Here is a 21,779-nt window from a genome sequence, read left to right on the forward strand (position 1 = left end):
GCACGCCTTCCGCGTGCGGTTGCCCTCTCCCCAACGTGGTGATCACATGGCTCTGACCGAATTCCCGCCCCGGGACGCGGAGGTGTCCCGCGACGCGCAGGACCGCGCCCTCCGGGTGGCGGTCGTGCTCGGCACCCGGCCCGAGGCCGTCAAACTGGCGCCGGTGCTACGCGCCATGGAGGGCGCGTCGCGGTTCTCGCCCGTCCTGGTCAGCACCGGACAGCACCGGGAGATGCTCGACCAGATGCTGCGCAGACTGTGCCTCACCGTCACCCACGACCTCGCCGTGATGCGGGAGCGGCAGCGGCTGTCCGCGCTCACCGCCCGGCTCGTCGACGGGCTCGGTGAGCTGATCCGGGCGGAGCGCCCCGACCTCGTGGTGGTGCAGGGCGACACGAGCAGCACGCTGTGCGGGGCGCTCGCGGCCTTCTACGAGCGCGTCCCGGTCGCCCATGTGGAGGCGGGGCTGCGCAGCGGCGTCCTCGACGACCCGTTCCCCGAGGAGCTGAACCGGCGGCTGGTCACCCGGATGGCGCGGTGGCACTTCGCGCCCACGCCCCGCGCCGCCGCCGCGCTGACCGCGGAGGCGGTGCCGGAGCGGCAGGTCGCGGTGACCGGCAACACGGTCATCGACAACCTCTTCTGGGCGCGCCGCACGGGCACCGGGCGGTCCGCGTTCCACGGTGACCGCCGGGGCGTGCTGGTCACCCTGCACCGGCGGGAGAACCAGGGTCCGGCGATGCGGGCGCTCGCCGGGGTGCTGCGGCGGGCTGGCGGAGCGCGGCGACGTGGAGGTGCTGGTGCCGCTGCACAAGAGCCCCGCCGTCCGCGAGGCGCTGCTGCCGGTGCTCGCGGGGCGGCCGGGGATCACCCTGACCGAGCCGCTGGACTACTTCGACTTCATCGCCACCCTCGCCGACTGCGAGGTCGTCCTCACCGACTCGGGCGGTGTGCATGAGGAGGCGCCCAGCTTCGACAAGCCCGTGCTGGTGCTGCGGGAGACCACCGAGCGCCCCGAGGTGGTCCGGGCGGGTGCCGCCCAGCTCGTCGGCACGGACCCGGCCGCCGTGCACGCGGGCGTCACCGCGCTGCTCGACGACCCGGTCCGGTACCGGAGGATGGCGGCGGCGCCGAGCCCGTTCGGGGACGGGCACGCCGCCGACCGCATCCTCGCCCGGCTGGCCCACGACCTCGGCCCGGCACCGGCCGCCGCCGCGAGCCAGGAGTACGAAGCCGTATGAACACCGCCCGTGTCCGCCGCTCCGGATGGCTGCTGGCCCTGGTGCTGGCGCCCGCCGCCCTCGTGCCCGCCTGCGCGGCGGGCCCGGCGGAGCGCGGGCGCCCGGCGGAGCGGACGGCGCCCGGGACGCGGTGGCCGGAGGGCAGCACCCACGGCCCCTGGCACGTCACCTACGACGGCGGCGGCGCCGTCACCGAGCGGGACGGCACCCTCGTACTCGCCCCCCGACCGGCACGCCACGCGGACGAGACCCATGCCGCGCTGGTCACGTCCGTGGAGGGGTACGGCGATCTGACGTACCGGCTGCGGATGCGCACGGCGCGGCGGCTGCGGGAGCCGGAGCCCAACCCGTGGGAGGCGGCGTGGGCGGTCTGGCACTACACCGACGACACCCACTTCTACTACCTCGTCCTCAAGCCCAACGGCTGGGAGCTGGGGAAGGCCGACCCCGCCTGCCCGGGGAACCAGTGCTTCCTCGCCACGCACCACGGCTCCTACCCGGTCGACGACTGGCACGACGTCGAGGTCCGGCAGACCGGGGCGACGATGACCGTCCGCGTCGACGGCGAGCCGCTGGTCACCCACACCGACCGCACCCGGCCCTACCCGCGGGGCACGGTCGGCCTCTACACCGAGGACGCCGTCGCCGAGTTCCGGGACATCAGCGTCCGGCGCCGCGACGGCACCTGAGACAGAGCCCGGCGAAGGGCACCGCCGAGAAGCAGCACTGAGAAGAACCACCGCCATGAGCGCACCCATCGAGGACTACGCCCTCGTCAGCGACCTGGAGACCGCCGCCATGATCGGCCGGGACGGCTCCGCCGACTGGCTCTGTCTGCCGCGCTTCGACTCACCGGCGTGCCTGGCCGCGCTGCTCGGCACCGGCGACAACGGCTCCTGGCGCGTCGCGCCCACCGAAGGCGGCGTGTGCGCCCGGCGCGGCTACCGGCCCGACACCCTCGTCCTGGACACCGTGTGGGAGACCGCGACCGGTGCGGTCCGGGTCACCGACTTCATGCCGCCGCGCGCCCAACTGCCCTGTCTGGTGCGGGTGGTGGAGGGGCTGTCCGGTGCCGTGCCGGTCCGCAGCGAGCTGCGGCTGCGGTTCCACCAGGGCCGGGTGGTGCCCTGGGTGCGGGACGCCGGGCGCCGCACGGTCGCGGTGGCCGGTCCCGACGCCGTGTGGCTCGGCGCCGACACCGCCGTACGGGCCCAAGAGGGCCAGGACGCCACCGTCTGGGAGGCCACCGTCCCGGCCGGGCGGCGGGTGGCGCTGACGCTGGCCTGGTCGCCCTCCCACCGGACCGCGCCGCCCGCCCCGCTGTCCGTACCGGCGGAGACGGCGCTCAAGGAGACGGTGGGCTACTGGCGGCGCTGGGTCGGGCAGTGCCGCTACCGGGGGCCGTGGCGGGAGGCCGTCGTACGGTCGCTGATCACGCTGAAGGCGCTCACCTACGCGCCCACCGGCGGGATCGTCGCGGCGCCCACCACCTCGCTGCCGGGCCGGATCGGCGGCGCGCACAACTTCGACCACCGCTACTGCTGGCTGCGCGACTCCACCCTCACCCTGTCCTGCCTGCTGCGCAGCGGCTACCGGGAGGAGGCCGCCGCCTGGCTGGATTGGTTGGTCCGGGCCGTCGCGGGCGACCCCGCCGACCTCCAGACCGTCTACGGCGTCGCCGGGCAGCGGCTGCTGCCGGAGACCGAGGCGCCGTGGCTCACCGGGTACGAGGGCTCGCGGCCGGTGCGGTTCGGGAACTCGGCGGCGGGACAGTTCCAGCTCGACGTGTACGGCGAGGTCCTGGACACCCTCTTCCTGTCGCTGCGGGCCGGGATCGCGCTGCCCGCCCATGTGTGGGAGCTGGTCGAGGCGTTGATGGGGTTCCTGCACCGGCACTGGCGGGAGCCCGACCAGGGGCTGTGGCAGATCCGGGGCCCGCGGCGGCAGTTCACGCACTCCAAGGTGATGGCGTGGGTGGCCGCCGACCGCGCCCTGCGGATGGGCGGGCTGCTCGGCCGCAACGGCTCCTCCGGCGAGTGGCGCGCGATGCGGCGGGAGATCGGCGGGCAGGTGTGCCGCCAGGGCTGGGACCCGGCGCAGGGCAGCTTCGTCCAGTCGTACGGCTCCCCGGAGCTGGACGCCTCCGCGCTGCTCATTCCCCGGCTCGGCTTCCTGCCCGCGCACGACGAGCGGGTGCGGGGCACCGTGCGGGCCATGGCCCGGCTGCGGCACGGCGGGTTCCTGCGCCGGTACACGCCCGACGGCTCCGAGGGCGCGTCCGTCGCCTGCTCCCTGTGGTACGCCGACGCGCTCGCGGCGACGGGGCACCGGGCGGCGGCGCGGGAGACCTTCGAGCGGGTGCTCGCCGTCCGCAACGACGTGGGGCTGCTGGCCGAGCGGTGGGACGCGGACGCGGGCCGCCAGCTCGGCAACGCGCCCCAGGCGTCCAGCCATATAGCGCTGGTCGAGACGGCGTTCACGCTGCGCTGAGTGGGGGAGGAGGGGGGAAGTGGGGTAGGGGTGATCACAGGGACACCGCCGCCTCTGATTTGTCCGGACATTCGGACCTGCTTGTGCAATGATGTCTGGACAAAGTATTGACAGCGGTCACCTCAGGGGATTACATCCCGTCCCAGCACGACAGCAGTGTTCCCCACCCGGTCGCACAGTGAGGTGCAGGCAAGATGGACCGCTCTTCGCACTCCCGCAAACTCGCCCCCGTCGTGGCCCTCGCCGCGGCGGCGGCCCTGACCCTCGCCGGGTGCTCCAGCGAGTCCGGCGGAAAGAAGTCGGAGGAGGGCGGAGCGGAGGCATCCGCGGGCAAGGCGTCCACGCCCCGGATGACGATCGCCCTCGTCACCCACCAGTCGCCGGGCGACACCTTCTGGGACATCGTCCGCAAGGGCGCCGAGGCCGCCGCCGCCAAGGACAACGTCAAGCTCGTCTACTCCGCCGACCCCGCCGCGGGCACCCAGGCCAACCTGGTGCAGAACGCCATCGACCAGAAGGTGGACGGCATCGCCGTCACCCTCGCCAAGCCGGACGCGCTCAAGGGCGTCATCGCCAAGGCCGCCGAGGCCGGGATACCCGTGGTCGGCCTCAACTCCGGCCTCAGCGACTGGAAGGACCTCGGCCTGCTGGAGTTCTTCGGGCAGGACGAGACCGTCGCGGGCGAGGCGTTCGGCAAGAAGCTCAACGAGGTCGGCGCCAAGCACGCCGTCTGCGTCATCCAGGAACAGGGCAACATCGGCCTCACCCAGCGCTGCGACGGCGTGCGGAAGACCTTCGAGGGCGAGACCGAGACCCTCTACGTCAACGGCACCGACATGCCCTCCGTGCAGTCCACCATCACCGCCCAGCTCAAGCAGGACTCCTCCATCGACTACGTCGTCACCCTCGGCGCGCCCTTCGCGCTGACCGCCGTCAAGTCGGTCGCGGACGCGGGCAGTTCCGCGAAGGTCGCCACCTTCGACCTGAACAAGCAGCTCACCAAGGCGATCCAGGACGACTCCATCCAGTTCGCCGTCGACCAGCAGCCCTACCTCCAGGGCTACCTGGCCATCGACGGGCTGTGGCTCTACAAGAACAACGGCAACTACAGCGGCGGCGGCGAGCAGCCCGTGCTCACCGGACCGGCGTTCGTCGACAAGGACAACGTCGACACGATCGCCGACTACGCCGCGAAGGGCACCCGGTGATGAGCATGGCCCAGCAGGCTGACCCGGCGGTGGGCACACCGCCGGGCCCCGGCCCGGGAAAGGCCGACGGGCGGACCCGGCAACGCCCCCTGGCGCTGCGGCTGCTGGCCCGGCCCGAGGTCGGCGTCTTCCTCGGCGCCCTCGCCGTGCTGGTGTTCTTCCTGTTCGCCGCGCCGCCGGTGCGCGACGGCAGCTCCATGGCGAACATCCTCTACCAGTCGTCCACCATCGGGATCATGGCGCTGCCGGTGGCGCTGCTGATGATCGGCGGCGAGTTCGACCTGTCTGCCGGCGTCGCCGTCATCAGCTCCGCGCTCACCGCCAGCATGGTCAGCTACCAGCTCACCGTGAACGTGTGGACGGGCGTCCTCGTCGCGCTCGTCGTCTCCCTCGCGATCGGGTTCTTCAACGGCTGGATGCTGGTGAGGACCGGACTGCCCAGCTTCCTCATCACCCTCGGCACCTTCCTGATCCTCCAGGGCGCCAACCTCGCCATCACCAAACTGGTCACCGGCAACGTCGCCACCGACGACATCAGCGACATGGACGGCTTCGCGCAGGCCAGGGACCTGTTCGCGTCCTCCTTCGACGTCGGCGGCATCCAGGTGAAGATCACCGTGGTGTGGTGGCTGGTCTTCGCCGCCCTGGCCACCTGGGTGCTGCTGCGCACCAGGTACGGCAACTGGGTCTTCGCCGTCGGCGGCAACCAGGAGTCCGCGCGGGCCGTCGGCGTCCCCGTCACCTTCACCAAGATCTCGCTGTTCATGCTGGTCGGCCTCGGCGCCTGGTTCGTCGGGATGCACAACCTGTTCTCCTTCAACACCGTGCAGTCCGGCGAGGGCGTCGGCCAGGAGCTGATCTACATCGCCGCCGCGGTCATCGGCGGCTGCCTGCTCACCGGCGGCTACGGCTCCGCCATCGGCCCGGTCTTCGGCGCCTTCATGTTCGGCATGGTCCAGCAGGGCATCGTCTACGCGGGCTGGAACCCCGACTGGTTCAAGGCGTTCCTCGGCGTGATGCTGCTCGGTGCCACCCTGATCAATCTGTGGGTCCGCAGGACCGCGACCGCGACCCGGAGGTGACCCACCCATGACCACCAGCGACACCGCCCCCCTCGTCGAACTGCGCGGCGCGGGCAAGTCCTACGGCAACATCCGGGCCCTGCACGGCGTCGACCTCACCGTCCACCCCGGGAAGGTGACCTGCGTCCTCGGCGACAACGGCGCGGGCAAGTCCACCCTCATCAAGATCGTCTCGGGGCTGCACCAGCACACCGAGGGCGAGTTCCGCGTCGACGGCGAACCGGTACGGTTCTCCACCCCGCGCGAGGCCCTGGACCGCGGGATCGCCGCCGTCTACCAGGACCTCGCGACCGTGCCGCTGATGCCGGTGTGGCGCAACTTCTTCCTCGGCTCCGAACTCACCAAGGGCCCCTGGCCCGTCCGCCGCCTCGACATCGCCCGCATGAAGCGGACCGCCGACCACGAACTGCGCGCGATGGGCATCGCCCTCGACGACCTCGAACAGCCCATCGGCACCCTCTCCGGCGGCCAGCGGCAGTGCGTCGCCATCGCCCGCGCCGTCCACTTCGGCGCCCGCGTCCTCATCCTCGACGAGCCCACCGCCGCCCTCGGCGTCAAACAGTCCGGCGTGGTCCTGAAGTACATCGCCGCCGCCCGCGACCGGGGACTCGGCGTCATCTTCATCACCCACAACCCCCACCACGCCTACATGGTCGGCGACCACTTCAGCGTGCTGCGGCTCGGCACCCTCGAACTCTCCGCCGACCGCGGCGAGGTCACCCTGGAGGAACTGACCCACCACATGGCGGGCGGCACCGAACTCGCCGCCCTCAAGCACGAACTGGCCCAGGTGCGCGGCGTCGACGTCGACGAACTCCCCGAAGCCGACGACCTCACCGCCCCGGCCGCCAGCCCCACGGAAGGAAAGCCCTGACATGCCCGCAGCGCTGGACCGCATCCGGGTCGGCTCCGCCCCCGACTCCTGGGGCGTCTGGTTCCCCGACGACCCCCGGCAGGTCCCCTGGGAACGCTTCCTCGACGAGGTCGCCGAGGCGGGCTACGACTGGATCGAACTCGGCCCCTACGGCTACCTCCCCACCGACCCCGCCCGCCTCACCGACGAGGTGACCCGGCGCGGCCTGAAGGTCTCCGCGGGCACCGTCTTCACCGGCCTGCACCGCGGCCCCGCCGTCTGGGAGCCCACCTGGGAGCACGTCAGCCAGGTCGCCGCCCTCACCCAGGCCATGGGCGCCCGGCACCTCGTCGTCATCCCCTCCTTCTGGCGCGACGACAAGACCGCCGAGATCCTCGAACCGCCCGAGCTGACCGGCGAGCAGTGGCGGCACCTCACCGAGGGCATGGAACGCCTCGGCCGCCAGGTGCGGGAGACCTACGGCCTCGACATCGTCGTCCACCCGCACGCCGACACCCACATCGACACCGAGGCGCACGTGACGCGCTTCCTCGACGCCACCGACGCCGACCTCGTCAGCCTCTGCCTGGACACCGGGCACTACGCCTACTGCGGCGGCGACAGCGTCAAGCTGATCGAGACCTACGGCGACCGCGTCGGCTACCTCCACCTCAAGCAGGTCGACCCGGAGATCCTCGCCGACGTCGTCGCGCACGGCGTACCGTTCGGACCGGCCGTGCGGCGCGGGGTGATGTGCGAACCGCCGTCCGGCGTGCCGGAGCTGGAGCCGGTGCTGGCCGCCGCGCAGCGGCTCGGCGTCGACCTGTTCGCCATCGTCGAGCAGGACATGTACCCCTGCGAGCCGGACAGGCCGCTGCCGATCGCCGTCCGCACCCGCAGGTTCCTGCGCTCCTGCGGGGCGTGACCCCTCACTCCCCGGTACGCCGCCCCCGGAGCAGCAGCACCGTCCCCGCCGTGGCCAGGACGACACCGGCCGTCGCCGCGCCGACCGGGACCGTCGTGCCCACGGCGCGCAGCCGGGCGCCGTCCTCCCTCGCGTGGCCGACGGCGAACTCCTGCGTCTCGGAGGTGTGCGCCAGCTTCCGCGCGTCCAGCACGACCACCGCGTCCTTCTTCGCGCCCGGCGCGCGCAGGGTCTGCCGGGGGCCCAGCCCGGCGTACAGGACCCGGCCGGTGGGCTGGTCGACGACGAGCCTGACGCCTGGTTGGCGTACCACTCCCCGGCGAACACCTGCCCGGCCTCCGGACACCCCACCAGCGCCCCTGGCACCTGCCGCGTCCCGACCCGCGTCGGCGGAACGGCGCCCTCGCGACAGGGCCAGGGACAGGGGCGAGGCGCTACGGCGCATCCGGACTCCAGGGCTCGGCTGCCACTGCACGGACTGGCTGCCGTCCCCTAATGGCCGGCGGTGAGCGCCGCGAGCACCGCCTGGGTGAGCCGGGTGGCGTAGGCGTCGTCGGTCGGGCCGCCGACGGCGAGCATCCGGAAGTACAGCGGCGCGCCGAACAGGTCGACGGCGAGCGACATGTCGGTGTCCGCGGCGAGTTCCCCGCGCTCCACCGCCTGCCGCAGCAGCTCCGCCACCGCCGCGCGCCGGGACGCCCACCCGGGCAGGCGCCTTCGGGCGGCGCGTCCGCGCCCGCTGTGCCAGGGTGCACAGGAGAGGGAGGTCGGGGGCGGGCGTCGGTGTCCCCCGTCCGTCCGCGCCGCTCGGGTGTTCGCCCCCGGCCTCCCGCCAGCGACGGCCCTCGACGCGTGGATGCGATGCCATGGCCCTGCACCAGACCGACGGCCCCGCGCCGGGCCCCTTCGACGACGTCTACGCCCTGCCCGTCAGCGAGGGGACCCTGCCGAAGAAGCGGGTCCCCGACGGCGTCTCCGACGCCCGCGCCGTCCGCGCCCTCATCCACGACGAACTGACCCTCGACGGCAACGCCTCGCAGAACCTCGCGACGTTCTGCACCACCTGGGCGGAGCCCGAGGTGCACCAGCTCATGGACGAGTGCCTCGACAAGAACATGATCGACAAGGACGAGTACCCGCAGACCGCCCAGATCGAGAACCGCTGCGTCCACATGCTCGCCGACCTCTGGAACGCCCCGCCAGGCGGCGGCGCCGTCGGCTGCTCCACCACCGGCTCCAGCGAGGCGGCCATGCTCGGCGGCCTCGCCCTGAAGTGGCGCTGGCGCCAGCGCCGCCGCGCCGCGGGCCAACCCGCCGAGCGGCCCAACCTGGTGACCGGGCCCGTCCAGGTCTGCTGGGAGAAGTTCGCCCGCTACTTCGACGTCGAACTGCGCCAGGTCCCCCTGGAGGACGACGCCCTCGGCCTGCGCCCGCACCAACTCCGCGACCACGTCGACGAGCACACCATCGGCGTCGTCGCCATCCTCGGCGTCACCTTCACCTGCGGCTACGAACCCGTCGCCGACCTCGCCGCCGAACTCGACCGCGTCCAGGCCGACACCGGCCTCGACATCCCCCTGCACGTCGACGCGGCCAGCGGCGGCTTCGTCGCGCCGTTCCTCCAGCCCGACCTGGTCTGGGACTTCCGGCTGCCCAGGGTCGCCTCGATCAACGCCTCCGGGCACAAGTACGGCATGGCCCCGCTCGGCGTCGGCTGGGCGGTGTGGCGGTCGGCCGACGTGCTCCCGGCCGACCTCGTCTTCCACGTCGACTACCTCGGCGGCGACCTGCCCACCTTCGCCCTGAACTTCTCCCGCCCCGGCGGCGAGGTCGTCGCCCAGTACTACAACCTGCTGCGCCTCGGCCGGGAGGGCTACGCCAAGGTCCACGGCGCCTGCGCCGCCAGCGCCGGGATGCTCGCCGAACGGCTCACCGGCATGGGCCCGTTCACCGTCCTGCACGACGGGCACGACGCGCTGCCCGCCGTCTGCTGGACCCTCACCGACCCCACCGCGACGCCGTTCACCCTCTACGACCTCTCCGACCAGCTCCGCCGCCGCGGCTGGCAGGTCCCCACCTACCCGCTGCCCGCCGGACGCCAGGACACCGTCGTCCAGCGGGTCCTGGTCCGGCACGGCATCGGCTACGACAAGGTCGCGCTGCTCGCCGACGACATCGAGGCGGCCGTCACCCGGCTGGCGCACGGCCCCGTGGTCCCCGCGGAGCCCCAACCGGGCTTCCACCACTGACGACGACGGCCCGGCACCTCAGCCGCCCCGCACCTCGTCGACCCGCACCGGCCGGTGCTCCCGCAGCGACAGCGCGCACGCCTCCGCGACCCAGCCCGCCTCCACCGCGTCCGCGACCGTGCACGGCGAGGGCCGCGCCCCCGCGACGACCTCGGTGAACGCGGTCAGCTCGGCGCGGTAGGCGGCGGCGAAGCGGTCCATGAAGAAGTCGTGCGGCGCCCCGGCCGGGAACGCCACCCCCGGCTCCGCCGACCGCAGCGGCAGCTTGTCGTCCAGGCCCACGGCGAGCGAGTCGGCGAAGCCGTGCAGCTCCAGCCGGACGTCGTAACCCCGCCCGTTGTGACGGCTGTTGGACACCACCGCCAGCGTCCCGTCGTCCAGCGTGAGCAGCGCCCCCGTGGTGTCCGCGTCGCCCGCCGCCCGGATGTACTCCGCGCCCCGGTTGCCGCCCACCGCGTACACCTCGCGCACCTCGCGGCCCGTCACCCAGCGGAGGGCGTCGAAGTCGTGCACCGAGCAGTCCCGGAAGATGCCCCCGGAGGCGGCGACGTACGCCGCGGGGGGCGGCGCCGGGTCCAGCGTCGTCGCCCGTACGGTGTGCAGCGGGCCCAGCGCACCGGAGCGCACCGCCTCCCGCGCCGCGGCGAACCCGGCGTCGAAGCGGCGGTTGAAGCCGATCTGCACCGGCACGCCCGCGCCCTCGACGGCCGCCAGCACCGCCACCGCCTCCGGCATCGTGCGGGCCACCGGCTTCTCGCAGAAGACCGGCACGCCCGCCGCCACCGCCGCCAGGATCAGCTCCGGGTGCGCGTCGGTCGCCGCGGCCACCACCACGCCGTCCACCCCGGCGGCCAGCACCGCCTGAGGGGAGTCCGCGACCTCGGCCCCGAACCGCTCCGCGGCGGCCTTCGCGGCGTCGGTGACGGGGTCGCAGACGACCAGCGATGCGACGGCGGCGAGCCCGGACAGGGTCTCGGCGTGGAACGCGCCGATGCGGCCGAGGCCGAGGATTCCTATGCGCATGGAGTGGTGCTCCTTGGAACGGTAGGGGAGGTGGCGGCAGGGTTACGGAGTCGAGGAGGGCTCCGGGCTGACCCAGGAACCGGTCCGGGCCGACCGGGCCATCGCGTCGAGGACGGTCGCCGCGCGCACCGCGTCGGTCAGCGTGGCGCCGTACGGGGTCCCCTCGGCGATGGAGCGCAGGAAGCGGTGGGCCTCGATCACCTTCAGGTCGTCGTAGCCCATCGCGTTCGCCGCGCCCGGCTGGAACGCGCCGAACTCGCCGTCGCCGGGGCCGACGTACACCGTGCTGACCGGCTGGTCCTGGTAGTCCGTGCCACGGCTGACGCCGAGTTCGTTCATCCTGCGGAAGTCCCAGAAGACCGCGCCCCGGGTGCCGTGCACCTCGAAGCCGTAGGCGTTCTGCTCGCCGACCGAGACCCGGCACGCCTCCAGGACGCCCCGGGCTCCGGAGGCGAAGCGCAGCAGGCAGGAGACGTAGTCCTCGTTCTCCACCGGGCCCCGCGCACCGCCGCTCGCCCGGGCGTGGCCCTCGGTGGCGCCGGTCGGGCGGGCCCGCTCCGGGACGAAGACGGCGGTGTCCGCGGTGACGGCGGCGATCTCACCGAGCAGGAAGCGGGCCAGGTCCACGCCGTGCGAGGCCAGGTCGCCCAGCACCCCGCTGCCGCCGCGCTCCCGCTCGTACCGCCAGGTCAGCGCCGCCTCGGGATGCGCCGCGTAGTCGCTGAACAGCCGGACGCGGGCGTGCGTGACGGTGCCCAGCTCACCGCTGGCGACCAGGTCACGGGCGGTCTCCACGGCGGGCGCGCCCCGGTAGTTGAAGCCGACCGTGGCCTGCACGCCCGCCTTGGTGACGGCGTCCGCGACCGCGCGGGCGTCGTCGGCGGTCAGGCCGACCGGCTTCTCGATCCAGAGGTGCTTGCCCGCCTCGGCCATCGCCACCCCGATCTCCCGGTGCAGGAAGTTCGGCGCGGTGACGCTGACCGCCCTCACCCGCGGGTCGGCGGCCACCTCCCGCCAGTCCCGGGTCGCCATGCCGAAGCCGTACTGCCCGGCCGCCCGCTCGGCCCGCCCCGGCACCTCCTCGGCGACGGCCACCAGCTCCGGCCGCAGGGGGAGCCGCGGATAGTGGTGCGGGAGGCGGGCGTACGCCTGGGTGTGCACCCGGCCCATCCAGCCGAACCCGACGACGGCCACCCCGAGCGTCTCCACCGTGTCAGCCATGTCAGTCATGTCAGCCCTCGCAGTCCCTCGTTGGACCGGTCCACAACCTCTCCAGGCCCACCCTGGGGACGAAGCACGAGGCTGTCAACCCTCCGCCACCCTTTTGACAAGCCGCACCCGCTCTGGAACGGTCCAAGCATGAGACAGCCGACCATCCGCGACGTCGCCGAGCGCGCCGGTGTCTCCAAGTCGCTGGTCTCGCTGGTGCTGCGCGGCTCGCAGCGGGTGCGCCCGGAGAAGCGGGAGGCGGTGCTGCGCGCGGTGCGCGAGCTGGGCTACCGGCCCAACTCGGCCGCCCGCAGCCTCAGCGAACGCCGCACCCGCACCATCGGCGTCCTCCTCAACGACCTGCGCAACCCGTGGTTCGTCGACCTCCTCGACGGCCTCAACCCGCCGCTGCACACCAGTGGCCTGCACATGCTGCTCGCCGACGCCCGCCTCAACCGGCGCGCCGGGCAGGACCCCACCGGCCCCTTCCTCGACCTGCGGGCGGACGGCCTGGTCATCGTCGGCACGCTGCCCGACCCGGCGGCGCTCGGTCCCGTCGCCGACCGGGTGCCCGTCGTCGTCGCGGGCGCCCGCGAACCGGTGCCGCCCGGCGTCGACACGGTCGCGGGCGACGACGAGGAGGGCGCCCGGCTGGCCACCGAGCACCTCATCGGCCTCGGCCACCGCAGGATCGCGCACCTCGCGGGGTACGGCGCGGTGGGGGAGCTGCGGCGGCGCGGCTTCGAGGCGGCGACGCGGCGGCACGGGCTGGCGGACACGGCGGTGGTCGAGCCGACCGACATGACCGAGGAGGGCGGCTACCGGGGCACCGTACGGCTGCTCGGCCGCGGGGATCGGAAGCGGCCCACGGCGGTGTTCGCCGTCAACGACATCACCGCGGTGGGGGTGCTGTCGGCGGCGGAGGAGCTGGGGTTCGGCGCGCCGCGGGACCTGTCCGTCGTCGGCTACGACGACACCAGCCTCGCCCGGCTGCGGCACGTCTGGCTGACCACCGTCGACAACGCCGCCCACGAGGTCGGCCGCCGCGCCGCCCACCTGCTGCTCGACCGGCTCGCCGGGGCCGGGGGAGCGGGGGAGGTGCACCTGTGCGCGCCGGAGCTGCGGGTGCGCGGCACGACGGCGCCCCCGGCCGGGGGCTGAACGCCCGCGAGCGGGCGCACGTCAGAGGCTGACCGCGTACGCCTTGCGCAGCGTCTCGTGCACCGTCCACGTCGTACGGTCCCCCGCACGCAGCACCGCCATGTCCCCGGGGCCGACCCGCAGCGTCGGCCCGCCCTCGACCTCGACCGTCGCCGACCCGCTGACCACCACGAAGAGTTCGTCGGCCTCGACGTCGGTCACCACGCCCGGCGTGATCTGCCAGATCCCGTGCATCCGCCGACCGTCCGGCGACTCCCACACCACCTTCCCGGTCACCTCGGGGGTCCCGGAGACGATCTGCGCCGGGTCGAGCGGCTCGGGTTCGAGCGCGGCGTCGGGGATGTGCAGGGCGAAGCTGTGGTCCATGGGGCGACCGTAGCCAGGGCGGACGCCCCGCCACCGCCGACAGAGTGTCCCCCGTCCGCGCCGCCCTCTGGACACCCTGTCAGCGGCCCTCCGGACCCCTGTCAGCACCCATCATGACAGCAATAAGTCGAACAAAATTGTTGACAATGTTGTTTGGCTAGATTTACGTTCGACAGGCACTCACTCAGGGAGGGCACATGCCGAAAGAAGCCCGTCCGAGCACCGGAGAGCAGGCCAAACAGCACGCGCTCGCGCGGCTGCGGCAGGCGATCCTGCACGGCGAGATGGCACCGGCGCAGCGGCTGGTGGAGAACGAACTCGCCGAGCAGTTCGGTGTGACACGGGCCAGCATCCGGGCCGCGCTGATCGATCTGGAGGCACAGGGCCTGGTCGAGCGCATCCGCAACCGCGGCTCGCGCGTCCGGGTGGTGACCGTGGAGGAGGCGGTCGAGATCACCGAGTGCCGCATGGCCCTGGAAGGGCTGTGCGCGGCGAAGACCGCCGTCGCCGCCAGCGACGACCAGCTCGCCGAACTCACCGAGCTGGGCACGGCGATGACCAAGGCCGTGGCCGACGGTGAACCGGTGACCTACTCCGACCTCAACCACCGGCTGCACACCCGGATCCGGGAGTTCTCCGGCCAGGGCACCGCCCTGGAGCTGCTGGAGCGGCTCAACGCCCAACTGGTGCGCCACCGCTTCCAGTTGGCGCTCCGGCCGGGGCGCCCACAGCAATCCCTGAACGAGCACCTGGCCATGATCGAGGCGATCCGGGCCAGGGACCCGCAGGCGGCCGAGGCGGCCGTCCGCGCCCACCTCACCAGTGTGATCGAGGCGCTGCGCGACTGACGCGCGCCCCGCGTGGCCCGGGTGAGGCGGGCGGCACCCCTGTCCACCAAGGAGATCCAGCATGACGCACGGCAACCCGCCCGCCACCCCACCCCGGTCGACACTCGTCGTCACCGCGCACGCGGGCGACTTCGTGTGGCGGGCGGGCGGCGCCATCGCCCTGGCCGCCGCCCGCGGGGAGAAGGTCACCATCGCCTGTCTGACCTTCGGCGAGCGCGGCGAGTCCGCGAAGGCCTGGCGCGAGGGGAGGAAGCTCGACGAGATCAAGGCGATCCGCCGCGACGAGGCCGAGCGCGCCGCCGCCACCCTCGGCGCCAAGGTCCGCTTCTTCGACGCCGGTGACTACCCGCTGATCGCCACCCCCGAGCTGACCGACAGGCTCGTGGAGGTCTACCGCGACACCCAGCCGGACGTCGTCCTCACCCACCCCGTCGAGGACCCCTACAACGGCGACCACCCCGCCGCCAACCGCATGGCCCTTGAGGCCCGGGTGCTCGCGCAGGCCATCGGCTACCCGGGCCCCGGCGAGATCATCGGCGCCCCGCCCGTCTTCTACTTCGAGCCGCACCAGCCCGAGATGAGCGGCTTCCGGCCCGAGGTGCTGCTCGACATCACCGAGGTCTGGGACACCAAGCGCAAGGCCATGGAGTGCCTCGGCGCCCAGCGGCACCTGTGGGACTACTACACCGACCTCGCCGTCCGCCGCGGCGTCCAGCTCAAGCGCAACGCCGGTCCGAACCTCGGCCTGCCGCACCAGACCCTGGCCGAGGCGTACATGCGCCCCTACCCGCAGATCGCGAAGGAGCTGGCATGAGCGGCGTCATCGTCACCAACCCGCCGAAGGCGGACCCTGGGGACGTCGAGGCGCTGGCCGCTTACGGGGTCGCCACCGTCAGCGAGGCGATGGGCCGCACGGGGCTGCTCGGCCCCGGCGTCCGCCCGATCCAGCAGGGCGTGCGGATGGCCGGCACCGCCGTCACCGTGCTGAGCTGGCCCGGCGACAACCTGATGATCCACGCCGCCGTCGAGCAGTGCGGCGCGGGCGACGTCCTGGTGGTCACGACCACCTCCCCGTCCACCGACGGCATGTTCGGCGAGCTGTTCGCCACCGCGCTGCGGCGGCGCGGGGTGCGCGGACTGGTCATCAACGCCGGAGTCCGCGACACCCAGGAGCTGCGCGACATGGGCTTCCCGGCCTGGTCGCGGGCGGTCTCCGCGCAGGGCACCGTGAAGGCGACCGGCGGCTCGGTCAACGTACCCGTGGCCATCGACGGGCAGGTCATCCGCCCCGGTGACGTGATCCTCGCCGACGACGACGGCGTGGTGGTCGTCCCGCGCGAACGCGCCCGGGAGACCGCGGAGAGGTCCGCGGCCCGGGAGGCCAAGGAGGCCGGGGCGCGCGCCGCGTTCCTCGACGGAGAACTGGGCCTGGACCGCTACGGACTGCGGGAGACGCTCAAGCGGCTCGGCGTCGAGTACCGCAGCTACGACGAGTACGCCGCGTACGCCGCGGGGGAGCGGTCGTGAACCGCGGGCCCGAGGAGGTGCGCTGCCTGCTGATGCGCGGCGGCACCTCCAAGGGCGCCTACTTCCTCGCCGCCGACCTGCCCGCCGACCCGGCCGCCCGTGACGACCTGCTGCTGCGGATCATGGGCAGCCCCGACGAGCGCCAGATCGACGGCCTCGGCGGCGCCCACCCGCTCACCAGCAAGGTGGCCGTCATCTCCCCGTCCACCGACCCGGACGCCGACGTCGACTACCTCTTCCTTCAAGTAGCCGTCGACCGAGCGGAGGTGACCGACCGTCAGAACTGCGGCAACATCCTCGCGGGCGTCGGCCCGTTCGCCGTGGAGCGCGGCCTCGTCACACCGGGCGGCGAGCGGACGTCCGTACGCGTCCGGATGGTCAACTCCGGTGACCTGGCCACCGCCACCTTCCCCACCCCCGGCGGCCGGGTCGACTACACCGGGGACGCCGAGATCTCCGGCGTGCCGGGCACGGCGGCGCCCGTGGTGATCGAGTTCCCGCCGGGCAGCGGACCGCTGCTGCCCACCGGGAACGTCCGCGACGAGATCGACGGAGTCTGGGTGACCTGCGTCGACAACGGGATGCCGACCGTGCTGATCACCGCCTCCGACCTCAAGGTCACCGGCTACGAGGCACCCCGGGACCTGGAGGAGGACCTCGCCCTCGCCGAACGGCTGCGGAGCATACGGCTGGCCGCCGGGCACCGGATGGGCCTCGGTGACGTGTCCGACACGACGGTCCCCAAGCTCACCCTCCTCGCCCCGCCCCGGCACGGCGGCGCGGTCACCACCCGCACCTTCATCCCCGTGCGCTGCCACACCTCGATCGGCGTGCTCGGCGCCGCCAGCGTCGCCGCCGGACTGCGGATCGAGGGCGGCGTCGGCGCGGCGACCGCCCGGCTCACCCCCGACGACGACCGCGACGACAGGGTCCGCGTCGAACACCCCACGGGCTTCCTGGACGTCGTCAGCAGCGTCGGCACCGACGCCGACGGACGGCCGTCCGCCCGCCGTACCGCCGTGGTCCGCACCGCCCGCAAGATCTTCGACGGCACCGTGTTCGCACGGTCCGCCGAGACGGCACCCCCGCCCGCACCATCCCCTGGAGGTCACCGATGACCCCTCCGCTCGGCGACATCGCCCACATCGGCCACGCCCAGCTCTTCACCCCGGACCTGGACGCCAGCGTCGCCTTCTTCACCGACTTCATGGGTCTCACCGTCAACGGCCAGCACGGCGACACGGTCTACCTGCGGACCTACGACGACTACGAGCACCACAGCCTCGTCCTCACCGCCCGCGACACGCCCGGCCTCGGCCGCCTCGCCCTGCGCACCTCAAGCGAGGAGGCGCTCCAGCGCCGTGTCAGGGCGGTCGAGGCGGCGGGCGGCACCGGCCACTGGACGGAGGACGAACCCGGCCTCGGCAAGGTCTACGTCACCACCGACCCCGACGGCCATGAACACGCCCTGTACTGGGAGAGCGAGCACTACGCCGCCCCAGAGGAGTCGCGGCCCGCGCTGAAGAACCAGCCGCAGGCCAAGCCCAACCGCGGCGTCGGCGTCAGACGCCTGGACCACGTCAACTTCCTCGCCGCCGACGTCGTCGCCAACGCCGAGTTCCAGCAGCGGGTGCTCGGCGCCCGGCCCACCGAGCAGATCCGGCTCGACACCGGGAGGATCGCGGCCCGCTGGCTGACCTTCACCAACAAGTCGTACGACGTCGTCTACACCTCGGACTGGACCGGCTCCTCGGGCAGGCTGCACCACCTCGCCTTCGCCACCGACACCCGCGAGGACATCCTGCGCGCCGCCGACCTCGCCATCGACAGCGGCGTGTTCATCGAGACGGGCCCGCACAAGCACGCCATCCAGCAGACGTTCTTCCTGTACGTCTACGAGCCCGGCGGCAACCGCGTCGAGCTGTGCAACCCGCTCACCCGGCTGGTGCTGGCCCCGGACTGGCCGCTGATCACCTGGACCGAGGCGGAGCGCGCCAAGGGCCAGGCGTGGGGCCTGAAGACCATCGAGTCCTTCCACACGCACGGCACACCACCGGTGGCCTGACCGGCGCCGCGGCCCGCCTCTCGGGGCGGCCGCTGGCCACAGGTCCGGACTCAATCGTCGATGAGATTGTTGACAAAAACGTTGACACTCGGCCCCGGGTCTCCTTAGCGTCTGCCGCACCACCCGGGGCCGAGCCGCACGAGCCGCGTCGGCCCCCGCATCTCACGTCCCCTCCAGGGAACTCCTCCTGGACGAGAGGAAAACAACGATGTCCTCCTCCCCCGCCCTGTCCGCGCGCGGCGGCAGACTCGCTCTGCTCGTCGTCGGCCTGTGCTGGCTCGCCGTGCTCTTCGACGGCCTCGACATGTTCATCTACGGCTCGGTGCTGCCCCACATGCTGGCGGAGAAGGCACTCGGCATCACCCCGGACCAGGCCGGTGACCTCGGCAGCTACGCCACCTTCGGGATGCTGGTCGGCGCCCTCACCGCGGGCACCGTCGCCGACCGGATCGGCCGCAAGAAGCTGATGGTCGCCTGCGTGACCCTGTTCTCGCTCGCCTCCGGCCTGTGCGCGCTCGCCGGGAGCGTCGGCGTCTTCGGCCTCGGCCGCACCCTCGCAGGTGTCGGGCTCGGCGGTCTGCTGCCCACCGCGATCAGCATGGTCTCCGACTACGCCCCGCGGGGCCGCGGCGCCCTCACCATCGGCATGTTGATGACCGCCCACCACGCGGGCGGCATCCTCTCCGCCTACGTCGCCCTGTGGGTCGTCGAGCCGCTCGGCTGGCGCGCCGCCTTCTGGGTCTGCGTCGTGCCGATCCTCTTCGCGGCCGTCCTGCTGAAGTACCTGCCCGAGTCGCTGAGCTTCCTGGCCGCCAAGGGCCGCACCGACGAGGCCGCCGCACTCGCCAGCCGCTACGGCGTCGAGGCGCCGGCCGCCCCCACCGGCAAGCCCGCCGCCGACCGCTTCGCCGCTGTCGCCAGCCTGTTCCGCGGCGGTCAGTGGTCGCAGACCCTGCTGTACTGGATCGCCTCCTTCGGCGGCCTGCTGCTCGTCTACGGCGTCGCCACCTGGCTGCCCACCCTGATGCGCAGCGAGGGCTACGAACTGGGCTCCGCGCTCACCTTCGTGGTGCTGTTCAACCTCGGCGGCATCGTCGGGATGCTGGTCGCCGGACGCGCCTCGGACCGCTTCGGCGCCCCGCGCATCTCCGCCATCTGGTTCGCGCTGACCGCCGCCGGGGTGTTCCTGCTCAGCGTCCACATGCCGCTGGCGCTGACCTTCGTGGTCGTCTTCGTCACCGGCGTCTTCCTCAACAGCGCCCAGACCATGATCTACGCCACCGTCTCCATCGCCACCCCCGCCGACCGCCGCGCCACCGCGGTCGGCTGGACCTCCGGCATGGGCCGCTTCGGCGCCGTCTTCGGACCGTGGCTGGGCGGCCAGCTGCTCGCCGCGGACAAGGGCGACTGGGGCTTCACGGCCTTCGCCCTCGCCGGGGTGGTCTCCATGCTCTTCATCGGCACCGCCGCACTGCGCGCTTCCCGGCAGCGGACCAGCCAGGCCACCGCCCAGGGACTGGTCAGCGCGGGCTGAGCCCCGCAGGACCGCACGCTGAACGCCGGTCACCGCGTCGAGGGACGCGGTGACCGGCGTTCCGGTGTCGCCGTCGCGCGGGTGCGGCGGTGCCCGGGAGGGAATCAGGGCGGGCGTATTCCGCGGTTCTCCAGCCGGGCCGGGGCGGTCGCGCTTCACTTCGGGAGGGGAAGGGTCATCGAGGACAAGGAGGACACCGATGGCTGACGAGACGATCGGCATCGTCGGCGCCGGGATCGTCGGACTGGCGACCGGCCGCGAGATCGCGCTGAGCCGCCCCGGCACCCGGGTCGTGGTGCTGGAGAAGGAGGACGAGGTCGCCCGCCACCAGACCGGCCACAACTCCGGTGTCGTCCACGCCGGGATCTACTACACGCCGGGCAGCCTCAAGGCCGAGCTGTGCGTGCGGGGCGTGGCCCTCCTCAAGGAGTTCTGCCAGGACCGGAAGCTGCCGTACCGGGAGATCGGCAAGCTGGTCATGGCGGTCCGCGAGGACGAGCTGGGCCGGATGGAGAACCTGTACGAGCGGGCCCGCAACAACCACGTGCCCGACCTGCGCCGGGTCTCCCGCGAGGAGATCAGGGAGATCGAGCCGCACGCCGGGGGCATCGCCGCCCTGCACTCGCCGCGCACCGCGATCACCGACTACCGGGCGATCGCGCGGGAGTTCGCCCGGGACGTCGAGGCGTCCGGCGGGACGGTCCGGCTCGGCTTCCCGGTCACGTCGGTGACCAGCGTGCCCGGCGGCGTCGAGGTGGCCTCCGGGCAGGAACGGCTCACGGTGGACCGGCTGATCCTCTGCGCGGGCCTGCACTCCGACGCCGTCGCCCGGCTCGCGCAGGACGAGGCAGAGCCGCGGATCATGCCGTTCCGCGGCGAGTACATGCTCCTGCGGCCGGACCGGACGCACCTGGTGAACGGCCTGATCTACCCGGTGCCCGACCCGCGCTACCCGTTCCTCGGCGTGCACTTCACCCCGCGCGTCGACGGCTCGGTGGAGGTCGGCCCGAACGCCGTCCTGGCCCTGGCCAGGGAGGGCTACCGGCTCGCCAAGGTCTCCCCGCGTGACCTGCTCGGCCTGGCCGCCTACCCCGGTTCCTGGCGGATGGCGGCCCAGCACTGGCGTACCGGCATCAAGGAGTACCGCGGCTCGCTGTCCCGCAAGGCGTTCATGCGGGACGCCGCCCACTACGTCCCCGGCGTCGGCGTCGCGGACGTGGTGCGCGGCGGCGCGGGCGTGCGCGCCCAGGCGCTGGACCGGGACGGCACCCTCGTGGACGACTTCCGCATCCACCAGGTCGGCCGCGTCACCGCCGTACGCAACGCCCCTTCCCCGGCCGCGACGGCGTCCATGGCGATCGCCGAACACATCGCCAAGGCGGCCTTCGGAGGCGCCTGAACGCACTCAGACGGGCGCCAACTCAGCCGCCCCGAACGACACGTCGAACCGGTCGCACCAGATGCTGACGCTGCTGAAGTCGGCGGGGTCGACACCCGCGGGCAGCGGGTAGTTCTGGCTGCCCTTGTTGCCCTTGAGCTTGCCGAGACTCTCGTACGCACCGTCGTCGAAGACGTGCCACCCGGCGGTGCCCTTCTTGACCGGCGCGTCGGTGAGCCACACGCGCAGGTCGGGCCCGTTGCTGGTGTCGAGGTCCTCCAGCCGTACGACGTGCGAGCCGTCGGAGAGCCGTAGCAGCTTCACGGTGCCGGAGGTGTCGTGCTCGTGACTGATCAGCTCCCCGCGGGCGACGGTGACGGGCTCGGCGGGCCTGGCGGGCTCGGCGGACGGCGACGGCCCGGTCTGCGCCCCCTTGGCGGGCGCGGCGGCCGTCGCCTGCGGCAGGGCCTCCTCGACGGTCTCGTCCTGCCAGAGCTTCCAGGGCTGGAACCAGTACAGCCCCACCCCGGCCAGCGCCAGCCCCACCACGAGCACCCCCAGGACGACCGGCCTCGTCATCCCCCGTCGCAAGCGCCCCATCCCCGTCTCCTTCGCTGGTG

General features: G+C 73.1%; 22 protein-coding genes and 1 pseudogene. 17 read left to right on the forward strand and 6 right to left on the reverse strand.

What is annotated here, in order from left to right; translation table 11 throughout:
* Positions 1–46 precede the first annotated feature (46 nt).
* The 8 genes and pseudogenes from wecB to ACFQZ6_RS31045 form a co-directional block, all read left to right on the forward strand.
* Positions 47–709, forward strand: a pseudogene (gene wecB, locus ACFQZ6_RS31010) (non-hydrolyzing UDP-N-acetylglucosamine 2-epimerase); the annotation flags it as partial.
* Between the two features lie 91 nt (positions 710–800).
* Positions 801–1,241, forward strand: a complete 441-nt coding sequence (locus ACFQZ6_RS31015) for a UDP-N-acetylglucosamine 2-epimerase (RefSeq protein WP_381615748.1) — start codon at positions 801–803, stop codon at positions 1,239–1,241.
* Entirely contained in the window at positions 1,238–1,930 is a 693-nt protein-coding gene (locus ACFQZ6_RS31020) for a family 16 glycoside hydrolase (protein ID WP_381615751.1), read from the forward strand. The genes ACFQZ6_RS31015 and ACFQZ6_RS31020 overlap by 4 nt, the downstream gene beginning before the upstream one ends.
* A 55-nt stretch (positions 1,931–1,985) precedes the next feature.
* Entirely contained in the window at positions 1,986–3,731 is a 1,746-nt protein-coding gene (locus tag ACFQZ6_RS31025; protein WP_381615754.1) for a glycoside hydrolase family 15 protein, read from the forward strand.
* 194 nt (positions 3,732–3,925) lie between these two features.
* Complete coding sequence (locus ACFQZ6_RS31030; RefSeq protein ID WP_381615756.1) at positions 3,926–4,939, forward strand: sugar ABC transporter substrate-binding protein; 1,014 nt, start codon at positions 3,926–3,928, stop codon at positions 4,937–4,939.
* Complete coding sequence (locus ACFQZ6_RS31035; protein WP_381615759.1) at positions 4,939–6,021, forward strand: ABC transporter permease; 1,083 nt, start codon at positions 4,939–4,941, stop codon at positions 6,019–6,021. Before ACFQZ6_RS31030 ends, ACFQZ6_RS31035 begins: the two co-directional genes overlap by 1 nt.
* Positions 6,022–6,028: 7 nt before the next feature.
* Entirely contained in the window at positions 6,029–6,895 is an 867-nt protein-coding gene (locus ACFQZ6_RS31040) for an ATP-binding cassette domain-containing protein (protein WP_381615762.1), read from the forward strand.
* Position 6,896: 1 nt separating this feature from the next.
* Positions 6,897–7,799, forward strand: a complete 903-nt coding sequence (locus ACFQZ6_RS31045; protein ID WP_381615765.1) for a sugar phosphate isomerase/epimerase family protein — start codon at positions 6,897–6,899, stop codon at positions 7,797–7,799.
* 4 nt (positions 7,800–7,803) lie between these two features.
* Here ACFQZ6_RS31045 and ACFQZ6_RS31050 read toward each other — a convergent pair whose 3' ends face one another.
* Positions 7,804–8,112, reverse strand: coding sequence for a porin PorA family protein (locus tag ACFQZ6_RS31050; RefSeq protein WP_381615768.1), 309 nt, complete (start codon positions 8,110–8,112; stop codon positions 7,804–7,806).
* A 179-nt stretch (positions 8,113–8,291) separates the two neighbouring features.
* Positions 8,292–8,657: a TetR-like C-terminal domain-containing protein gene (locus ACFQZ6_RS31055; RefSeq protein ID WP_381618792.1), complete on the reverse strand. Its 366-nt coding sequence runs from the start codon at positions 8,655–8,657 to the stop codon at positions 8,292–8,294.
* Between the two features lie 8 nt (positions 8,658–8,665).
* On the opposite strand from ACFQZ6_RS31055, the gene ACFQZ6_RS31060 reads away from it, so the two are divergent.
* Positions 8,666–10,048: a glutamate decarboxylase gene (locus ACFQZ6_RS31060; protein ID WP_381615771.1), complete on the forward strand. Its 1,383-nt coding sequence runs from the start codon at positions 8,666–8,668 to the stop codon at positions 10,046–10,048.
* A gap of 18 nt (positions 10,049–10,066) precedes the next feature.
* Here ACFQZ6_RS31060 and ACFQZ6_RS31065 read toward each other — a convergent pair whose 3' ends face one another.
* On the reverse strand, positions 10,067–11,071 hold the full coding sequence (locus ACFQZ6_RS31065) for a Gfo/Idh/MocA family protein (protein WP_381615774.1): 1,005 nt from the start codon (positions 11,069–11,071) through the stop codon (positions 10,067–10,069).
* A 42-nt stretch (positions 11,072–11,113) separates the two neighbouring features.
* Complete coding sequence (locus tag ACFQZ6_RS31070) at positions 11,114–12,292, reverse strand: Gfo/Idh/MocA family protein (RefSeq protein ID WP_381615777.1); 1,179 nt, start codon at positions 12,290–12,292, stop codon at positions 11,114–11,116.
* 138 nt (positions 12,293–12,430) lie between these two features.
* Between ACFQZ6_RS31070 and ACFQZ6_RS31075 the strand changes: the two genes are divergently transcribed.
* Positions 12,431–13,441, forward strand: a complete 1,011-nt coding sequence (locus ACFQZ6_RS31075) for a LacI family DNA-binding transcriptional regulator (RefSeq protein ID WP_381615780.1) — start codon at positions 12,431–12,433, stop codon at positions 13,439–13,441.
* Between the two features lie 21 nt (positions 13,442–13,462).
* Here the strand turns inward: ACFQZ6_RS31075 and ACFQZ6_RS31080 are convergent, their stop codons facing one another.
* The gene (locus ACFQZ6_RS31080; RefSeq protein WP_381615783.1) at positions 13,463–13,807 is read right to left on the reverse strand and encodes a cupin domain-containing protein; all 345 of its coding nucleotides are present in this window, start codon (positions 13,805–13,807) and stop codon (positions 13,463–13,465) included.
* 197 nt (positions 13,808–14,004) lie between these two features.
* Between ACFQZ6_RS31080 and ACFQZ6_RS31085 the strand changes: the two genes are divergently transcribed.
* The 7 genes from ACFQZ6_RS31085 to lhgO all read left to right on the forward strand — a co-directional run bounded on the left by ACFQZ6_RS31085 (position 14,005) and on the right by lhgO (position 21,180).
* A complete protein-coding gene (locus ACFQZ6_RS31085; protein ID WP_381615786.1) occupies positions 14,005–14,655 on the forward strand; it encodes a GntR family transcriptional regulator in 651 nt (216 codons plus the stop codon).
* Positions 14,656–14,716: 61 nt separating this feature from the next.
* Positions 14,717–15,469, forward strand: a complete 753-nt coding sequence (locus ACFQZ6_RS31090) for a PIG-L deacetylase family protein (RefSeq protein ID WP_381615789.1) — start codon at positions 14,717–14,719, stop codon at positions 15,467–15,469.
* Positions 15,466–16,182: a 4-carboxy-4-hydroxy-2-oxoadipate aldolase/oxaloacetate decarboxylase gene (locus tag ACFQZ6_RS31095; RefSeq protein WP_381615791.1), complete on the forward strand. Its 717-nt coding sequence runs from the start codon at positions 15,466–15,468 to the stop codon at positions 16,180–16,182. Before ACFQZ6_RS31090 ends, ACFQZ6_RS31095 begins: the two co-directional genes overlap by 4 nt.
* Positions 16,179–17,300 (forward strand): 4-oxalomesaconate tautomerase, encoded by a 1,122-nt coding sequence (locus ACFQZ6_RS31100; RefSeq protein ID WP_381615794.1) that lies wholly within the window; start codon positions 16,179–16,181, stop codon positions 17,298–17,300. The genes ACFQZ6_RS31095 and ACFQZ6_RS31100 overlap by 4 nt, the downstream gene beginning before the upstream one ends.
* Complete coding sequence (locus ACFQZ6_RS31105; protein ID WP_381615797.1) at positions 17,297–18,247, forward strand: catechol 2,3-dioxygenase; 951 nt, start codon at positions 17,297–17,299, stop codon at positions 18,245–18,247. Before ACFQZ6_RS31100 ends, ACFQZ6_RS31105 begins: the two co-directional genes overlap by 4 nt.
* Before the next feature lie 208 nt (positions 18,248–18,455).
* Positions 18,456–19,781: an MFS transporter gene (locus ACFQZ6_RS31110; protein WP_381615800.1), complete on the forward strand. Its 1,326-nt coding sequence runs from the start codon at positions 18,456–18,458 to the stop codon at positions 19,779–19,781.
* 199 nt (positions 19,782–19,980) lie between these two features.
* Complete coding sequence (lhgO, locus tag ACFQZ6_RS31115) at positions 19,981–21,180, forward strand: L-2-hydroxyglutarate oxidase (RefSeq protein WP_381615803.1); 1,200 nt, start codon at positions 19,981–19,983, stop codon at positions 21,178–21,180.
* A gap of 6 nt (positions 21,181–21,186) precedes the next feature.
* On the opposite strand, the gene ACFQZ6_RS31120 is transcribed toward lhgO, so the two are convergent.
* Complete coding sequence (locus ACFQZ6_RS31120) at positions 21,187–21,759, reverse strand: DM13 domain-containing protein (protein ID WP_381615806.1); 573 nt, start codon at positions 21,757–21,759, stop codon at positions 21,187–21,189.
* Positions 21,760–21,779 lie beyond the last annotated feature (20 nt).

The organism is Streptomyces flavalbus (assembly GCF_042674625.1).
Lineage (GTDB): Bacteria > Actinomycetota > Actinomycetes > Streptomycetales > Streptomycetaceae > Streptomyces > Streptomyces flavalbus.